Annotated in this window: 7 protein-coding genes; 3 read left to right on the plus strand and 4 right to left on the minus strand. The window is 54.9% G+C overall.

The features are described 5' to 3' along the window. The 3 genes from EJQ19_RS32100 to EJQ19_RS31200 all read left to right on the plus strand — a co-directional run. The coding region (locus EJQ19_RS32100; RefSeq protein WP_164716863.1) for a hypothetical protein at positions 1–286 on the plus strand (286 nt) is incomplete at its 5' end. 39 nt (positions 287–325) lie between these two features. Continuing rightward, positions 326–751, plus strand: a complete 426-nt coding sequence (locus EJQ19_RS31195) for a pyridoxamine 5'-phosphate oxidase family protein (RefSeq protein ID WP_126145110.1) — start codon at positions 326–328, stop codon at positions 749–751. Positions 752–849: 98 nt separating this feature from the next. After that, complete coding sequence (locus EJQ19_RS31200; RefSeq protein WP_126145111.1) at positions 850–2,352, plus strand: IMP dehydrogenase; 1,503 nt, start codon at positions 850–852, stop codon at positions 2,350–2,352. Between the two features lie 81 nt (positions 2,353–2,433). Here the strand turns inward: EJQ19_RS31200 and EJQ19_RS31205 are convergent, their stop codons facing one another. From EJQ19_RS31205 to mnmM, 4 genes are all read right to left on the minus strand, one after another. Beyond that, a complete protein-coding gene (locus EJQ19_RS31205; RefSeq protein ID WP_126145112.1) occupies positions 2,434–2,631 on the minus strand; it encodes a type II toxin-antitoxin system antitoxin in 198 nt (65 codons plus the stop codon). A gap of 12 nt (positions 2,632–2,643) precedes the next feature. Next, positions 2,644–3,486, minus strand: a complete 843-nt coding sequence (locus tag EJQ19_RS31210) for an SPFH domain-containing protein (protein WP_126145113.1) — start codon at positions 3,484–3,486, stop codon at positions 2,644–2,646. Positions 3,487–3,635: 149 nt separating this feature from the next. After that, positions 3,636–4,601 carry a type I phosphomannose isomerase catalytic subunit gene (locus tag EJQ19_RS31215; RefSeq protein ID WP_126145114.1) on the minus strand — a complete coding sequence of 322 codons (966 nt, stop codon included), beginning with the start codon at positions 4,599–4,601 and terminating at the stop codon, positions 3,636–3,638. Between the two features lie 67 nt (positions 4,602–4,668). After that, entirely contained in the window at positions 4,669–5,250 is a 582-nt protein-coding gene (mnmM, locus tag EJQ19_RS31220) for a tRNA 5-(aminomethyl)-2-thiouridylate-methyltransferase MnmM (RefSeq protein WP_126145115.1), read from the minus strand. Positions 5,251–5,562: the final 312 nt, after the last annotated feature.

A 5,562-nucleotide genomic window follows, 5' to 3' on the forward strand; every position in this document is an offset into this window, starting at 1 on the left:
GAACTGGATTTCCTCCAGTTCATTTTTGCAATTTCTCCTAAAATGGGGCAATGAACTGGAATTCTTCCAGTCTATTTGCTTTTTTGGCGGCAAATCCCCGGAAACCGTTGAAATGAGCTGGAGGTTTCCCAGTTCAATCACCGCGAAAGCCGTTTGCAAGCGGAATGAACGTGAGGTTTTCCAGTTCGTCTCGTCCGCGCAGCCATCGTTCACCACGCTTTCGCAGCCCAGTCGCCCCGCCCGCTGCACTCTTCTGGATGAAGGCCAGCCACTCAGGGCAATCTAGGACAGTTCACCCATTTTTGAGAGGAGTGTCCCAACACATATGCCAACAACAACGCAAACCAAGCTGGAGGACAAAATCCTGGCCGTCCTCGATGCCAATCACATTTGCTCCTTCGCCACCATTGACGGCGACAAGCCGATCGTGCGCTACATGGTGCTGCACCACGAAGGGCTGAAGCTGTACGTCACCACAAGCCGCAAAACCGACAAAGTTGACGAACTGAAGACAAATCCGCACGTGCATGTGCTGGTCGGCTATGACGGCAAGCCGTCTTCGCAAATATTACAAATTCAGGCGACCGCGGAAGTGAGCAGCAATCAGATTCTGCGGGACAAGCTATGGAGCGCAGACATGAAGAAATGGTTCGACGGTCCGCAGGATCCGAACTATGTCATTCTTGAAATTACGCCGACGAACATTCAATATGTGAGCGATACCGAAGAGCCGCAGGTGTGGCAGCCATAAGCTGCCCGTTTTTCCCGAAATAGCCATTGACCGCGAGATAGATTCAGTGATAAGATTATAAAAATTTACCTGTCGATCACTGAGGAGGAAAAAGTCAAGTGGCTACGTATTATCTCGAACCGTCCCGTACGTTTAGTGAGTTTCTGCTCATCCCTAACCTTACGACGAAGGCATGCACACCGGCGAATGTTACACTCAAGACGCCTTTGGTCAAATTCAAAAAAGGTGAGGAACCTGCGATCTCACTGAACATCCCGTTTTCTTCTGCTGTCATGCAAGCTGTATCCGATGACGGAATGGCGATTGCTTTGGCGCGTTGCGGCGGGATTTCGTTTATTTTCGGCTCGCAATCGATCGAAGCGGAAGCCGAAATGGTACGCAAGGTCAAAAGCTACAAAGCAGGCTTCGTTGTCTCCCGTTCCAATTTGACGCCAAACCACACGCTCAGCGACGTGTTGGCCCTGAAAGAAGAGACAGGCCATTCAACGGTTGCCATTACAGAGGACGGCACAGCGAACGGCAAGCTGCTGGGCATCGTCACAGGACGCGATTATCGGAAGAGCCGCGACCCGCTGGATCGCCCCATCTCGGCGTTCATGACACCGTTCGACAAGCTGATTTACGGCAAATCCGGCGTCACGCTGTCTGAAGCGAACAACCTGATCTGGGATCACAAGCTGAACTGCTTGCCGATCGTCGATGAGAACCAATGCCTGGAAACCCTGGTGTTCCGTAAGGATTACGATGAGCACAAAGAGAACCCGATGGAGCTGCTGGACGCGAACAAAAGCTACATCGTGGGCGCGGGCATCAATACGAAGGATTACATGGAGCGCGTACCTGCGCTGGTAGAGGCCGGCGTGGACATCCTCGTTATCGATTCCTCCGACGGCTACAGCGAATGGCAGCGGGAAACCGTTCAATATGTGAAGCAAAATTTTGACGTCAAAATCGGCGCCGGTAACGTCGTCGACCGCGAAGGCTTCCTGTACCTCGTCGAATCCGGCGCGGACTTCGTGAAAGTCGGCATCGGCGGCGGCTCAATCTGCATCACACGCGAGCAAAAAGGCATCGGCCGCGGACAAGCCTCTTCCATCATTGAAGTCGTCGCGGCGCGCGACGAGTATTATAAAGAAACCGGTATCTACATTCCGATTTGTTCGGATGGCGGCATCGTGCACGATTACCACGTGACGCTAGCGCTGGCTATGGGCGCGGACTTCGTCATGCTGGGCAGATACTTTGCCCGTTTCGATGAGAGCCCGACGCGCAAGCTCAAAGTGGGCAACAACTTCGTCAAAGAGTATTGGGGCGAAGGCTCCAACCGGGCGCGCAACTGGCAGCGTTATGACACTGGCGGCAAAAGCAAGCTCGTCTTCGAGGAAGGCGTGGACTCCTACGTTCCGTATGCAGGCAGCCTGCAAGAGAACCTTGACAAGACGCTCAGCAAAATCAAGTCCACAATGTGCAACTGCGGTTCGGTGACGCTTGACGAGCTGAAGCAGAACGCCCGCATCGCACTCGTCTCCGCAACAAGCCTTGTCGAGGGCGGCGCGCACGACGTCATTCTGAAAGAAAGCAGCTTGTCGGAAGAATCATAATCCCCAAGCAGACCGCATGCAAAAAACTCCCCAGCTGTCCAATGATGGACGGTAGGGGAGTTTTTTGGCGTTTCTATCATCTCACGAACCGTCAGCGGGCGGTTCTTCCTCCTGTGGAGCGGCAACGTTCGGACCAGGCAGACGCCCTGCCTTGCGAGTCGCTTCACGGAGCACATATTCGATATGGGCGTTAACGCTGCGAAATTCATCCTGTGCCCATCGCTCCAGCGCCTCGTACAGCTTTGGGTCAATACGCAGCGCGAAGTTTTTTTTAGCCATCTGCTTGGGTCGCTAGTACAGACTTCCGGTGTTGATGACCGGTGAGGCGGCCCGGTCGGACACGATGGCAACCATCAGATTGTTGATCATCGCGGCTTTGCGTTCTTCATCCAGTTCGACAATCCCTTCCCGTTGGAGTTGGGCGAGTGCCATTTGTACCATCCCGACGGCGCCTTCGACGATTTTTTGGCGGGCGGCGATAATGGCGTCTGCTTGTTGACGCTGCAGCATCGCGCTGGCAATCTCGGTCGAGTAGGCGAGGTGCGTCAGGCGCGCTTCCATCACTTCAACACCGGCCAAGGACAAACGATGCTGGAGCTCGGCAGCAAGCTCAGCGGCCACTTCTTCCGCGTTGGCGCGCAATGATTGGACGGCGCCTTGGTAGTCGTCATAAGGATATTTACTCGCGACGTGCCGCAGGGCCGTTTCGCTTTGGATCTCTACGAACTTTTCATAGCTGTCGACATCGAACACGGCTTTGGCCGGGTCAATGACGCGAAAAACGACAACGGCTGCGATTTCGATCGGATTGCCCGCAACATCATTGACTTTCAGCTTGACACTGTTGAAATTCCGAACGCGAATCGAAACGCGTTTGCGCGAAGAGAGAGGGACAACGAACCAAAATCCGCTCTGACGGAGTGTGCCTAAATATCGCCCGAAAAACGTAACGACAGCCGTCTGATTCGGCTGGATAACGGTAAGTCCGCTCCAGACAAGCAGGAGAGCCAATATGGCAATAAAGCCGGTGAACAGATGCACATTCATAAATGAAAAGATAGCGGAAATCGCCAAAACTACGATGAGCAGGATACCGAAAAAGCCGTTCATGGCAAATGATTTTTGTTCTTGCATAAGAAGCCCCCTCAACCAGAATGTAAGTTGCATCACTTTCATATTATCATGATATCATTTATGTAATAAAAAGTAAATTCCGAAAAAAGCAGAAAATAAAAAAAGGCAGCAATCGCTGCCTTCTTCATTCCTGTAGGCTTATCTACTTGCTAAGGCAAATAGCTGCGAATCACCGTCATGCCGCCTTCCAGCGCATAGGAGCCTAGATTCGCCGGCAGCAGGAAGCAGTCGCCCGGTTTAGCGGCGATTTCCCCATCCGCCCATTGCAGCGTGCCGCTGCCTTCGGCGATGACTAGAATCACAAAGCTATCCGGCGTAGTGGACAATTCCCAGCGCGGGCCGACGAGCCCTTTTTCCACGGTGAAGAAAGGAGATTGTGCCAGCGTCAGCCATGTACCCGGCGCTTCTTGAGCGGTCTTCATCCGCGTGGAGCCGGAGCCCTCGTACGCAATAACGTTGAGCGAGTCTTCGATATGCAGCTCGCGCAGCTTGCCGTCGAGACCAGGGCGGTTATAGTCGTACAACCGGTACGTCGTGTCGGAGTTTTGCTGAATTTCGGCGACCAGTACGCCCGCGCCCAAGGCATGAACCGTACCGGCCGGTATGTAGAAGGAATCGCCGGCTTCGACGGGAACTTCTTGCAGGCAGTCCATGATGCGGCCTTCTTCAATCGCCGCGGCGAGGCTTTCTCGCGTGACGCCGTCTTTCATGCCGTATATAATTTTGGCGCCCGGTTTGGCGTCCAGGATGTACCACATTTCCGTTTTGCCCAGCTCGCCGGCCGCCAGTCTTTCATAATGATCGTTCGGATGAACTTGAACCGACAGATCGTCTTCACAGTCGAGCAGCTTGATCAGCAGCGGAAAACGTCCGTTTTTCTCGGAAAAGCCCTTGGTTCCGAACAGCTCTTTGCCATATTTCTCGCGAATCTCGTCCAGCCCTAGACCGGCTAATTCGCCGTTGATGACTTTCGTCGTGCCGTTCGGATGGTCGCCGATCATCCAGCCTTCGCCGATCGCGCCTTCCGGCAGCTGGAAGCCGAACTTCTCAAGCGCGCGGCCTCCCCAGACACGTTCTTTCATTTCAGGTTGAAACTGAAGCGGATAAGCTTGCAAGACGATCCCTACTTTCTCTAGTCTAGTTAGAATTGGATGGTTCTCTCTCTAGCATTATAGCACGGGTCTACCTTTTTTCTACCGCTAAAAGGTAGGGTGCCGTCCGATTCCCGTTCGCGAACTGGTAGCGCAGCACCTGGTAGGCGGCCAGCGGCAGTTCAGAAGCCCACGCCTCGACGGCTGCGGCTTCCTCAGACCCGCCCTCGTGCCCGGTGTAGAGCACGATGCTGACGATCCCGCCCCGCCGCAGCAGGCGGAGCGACGCCTCCAGCGCAGCCAGCGTGGACGCCTGCTGCGTGATCACGGCAGACTCGGCTCCCGGCAGGTAGCCGAGGTTGAACGTGACCGCTGCGACCTGCCCGTGGCGGTCTGGCGGCACAGCCGCCTCCATCTCCGCATGGGAGCGGAGATGAAGCTCGACCGCTGCCGCGGCTTCCGCCGGCAGCTCTTTCTCGAGGCGCTGGCGCGAGCGGTCCAGCGCCTCAGGCTGGATGTCGAAGCCATAGACGCGGCCGCGGCGGCCGACCAGCTTCGCCAAATACAGGGCATCCACGCCTGTGCCGAGCGTGGCGTCGATCACCGCATCCCCCGGCTGCACGCGCTGCGCCAGCAGCTGGTGCACAAAACTTAAAACCGAAACGAATCCCATTCGTGTTCCTGGCCTCCTCCATAGCAAAGAGCTGCAAGCCCTTAGGTTCGCAGCTCTTAAGCATCTTACCTGTAATGTAAATCTCTTGAAAATAGCTCGCTGTCGAGCGATCGCCCGCGCAATTTTCATCCTTTGCGGTGGCTCAAACATGCCTCGAAGAGAGTAGGCCACCAGTTCCTGCGAAAAGGCAGGAATTTTCCGCCCCCGAAGGCGTTTTTCGCAAAATGCCTGCGATTCAGCAGTTTTTCTGGTCAAATGCGCTCCCAATGAGGGAGCCTCGGCCCAAATGCCTGCCATTTTGCAGGCATTTCA

Source organism: Paenibacillus whitsoniae, from assembly GCF_003955665.1.
In the GTDB taxonomy this organism is placed as follows: domain Bacteria; phylum Bacillota; class Bacilli; order Paenibacillales; family NBRC-103111; genus Paenibacillus_E; species Paenibacillus_E whitsoniae.

Coding starts and splice junctions, on each gene's coding strand:
- EJQ19_RS31195 (WP_126145110.1), top strand. CDS start 326: ATGCCAACAACAACGCAAACCAAGCTGGAGGACAAAATCCTGGCCGTC.
- EJQ19_RS31205 (WP_126145112.1), bottom strand. CDS start 2,631: ATGGCTAAAAAAAACTTCGCGCTGCGTATTGACCCAAAGCTGTACGAG.
- EJQ19_RS31210 (WP_126145113.1), bottom strand. CDS start 3,486: ATGCAAGAACAAAAATCATTTGCCATGAACGGCTTTTTCGGTATCCTG.
- mnmM (WP_126145115.1), bottom strand. CDS start 5,250: ATGGGATTCGTTTCGGTTTTAAGTTTTGTGCACCAGCTGCTGGCGCAG.